The 1,101-nt window shown below is 46.9% G+C and carries 2 protein-coding genes; one reads left to right on the top strand and one right to left on the bottom strand.

Annotated elements, in window-relative coordinates; all coding sequences use genetic code 11:
- The first annotated feature begins 125 nt into the window (after positions 1-125).
- Entirely contained in the window at positions 126-302 is a 177-nt protein-coding gene (locus RUMCAL_RS16600; protein WP_278245048.1) for a DUF2179 domain-containing protein, read from the top strand.
- Positions 303-387: 85 nt separating this feature from the next.
- Here the strand turns inward: RUMCAL_RS16600 and RUMCAL_RS13855 are convergent, their stop codons facing one another.
- Positions 388-936 (bottom strand): NADH peroxidase, encoded by a 549-nt coding sequence (locus RUMCAL_RS13855; protein ID WP_021683652.1) that lies wholly within the window; start codon positions 934-936, stop codon positions 388-390.
- Positions 937-1,101: the final 165 nt, after the last annotated feature.

Below are 1,101 nucleotides of genomic sequence, written 5' to 3'. Positions count from 1 at the left end.
CGAAAACCATTGTCATTGATACCGCCATTGAAAATATCAACCTTTGCAAATACTTCACCATTGTCTGCAAAGACCCCACGCCGATCTGTGACTTTATCCACACAGAACTGGGGTGAAGTGCGACGCTGTTTACCGCGGAGGGAACATACAGCGGACAGGAGGAATATATTGTACTGACCGTCATGAAACGAAGCCAGGCTGTGCAGCTGCGAAACTATATCAAAAAAGTACAGCCCCAGGCGTTTATGATGATTACCAACAGCAGCGAAATTATCGGAAAAGGATTCCGCAATACCATATAAAACAAAACAACCCCGCACAAAATTTGCCTTTCGGCTTTTTTGTGCGGGGTTGTTTTCAGTTATGAAAGGAAATATTCTTTCGCAATTAGTCGTTGAAGTAACGCTTCAGGAAGCCGGCAAATGCACAGCCGTGTCTTGCTTCGTCCTTTGCCATTTCGTGTACAGTGTCGTGGATCGCGTCCAGATTCAGCTGCTTTGCCTTTGCTGCCAGAGCCTTCTTGCCGGCACATGCACCGTTTTCCGCAGCGACACGCATTTCCAGATTCTTCTTGGTGGAATCGGTAACCACTTCGCCCAGCAGTTCTGCAAACTTTGCAGCGTGTTCTGCTTCTTCATAAGCAGCCTTTTCCCAGTACAGACCGATTTCCGGATAGCCCTCACGGAAAGCGACGCGAGCCATTGCCAGATACATGCCGACTTCGGAGCATTCGCCGTTGAAATTTTCCCGCAGACCCTGCACGATTTCTTCGTCTACGCCCTGTGCCACGCCGACAACGTGCTGATCAGCCCATGCCAGATTTTCTTCCTTCTGCTCCACGAACTTGTCTGCCGGTGCACCGCAGAGAGGACATGCTGCCGGAGCAGATTCGCCTTCGTATACATAACCGCAAACAGAACATACAAACTTTTTCATGAGTAACTACCTCCATAAAATATCATTTGCCAGGAGATCTTTTTGTCCCCCTCAGCTTGTCTTTATTATAGCATAAGAATAATTCCTTGTCAAGATGTATTCTCAACTAGTTACAAAAAATTAACATATAGATTTTTAGGGCAATACCGCACAAAGATTGTGCGA

The organism is Ruminococcus callidus ATCC 27760 (assembly GCF_000468015.1).
Lineage (GTDB): Bacteria > Bacillota > Clostridia > Oscillospirales > Ruminococcaceae > Ruminococcus_C > Ruminococcus_C callidus.
This window is presented reverse-complemented; position numbering and strand designations above follow the sequence as displayed.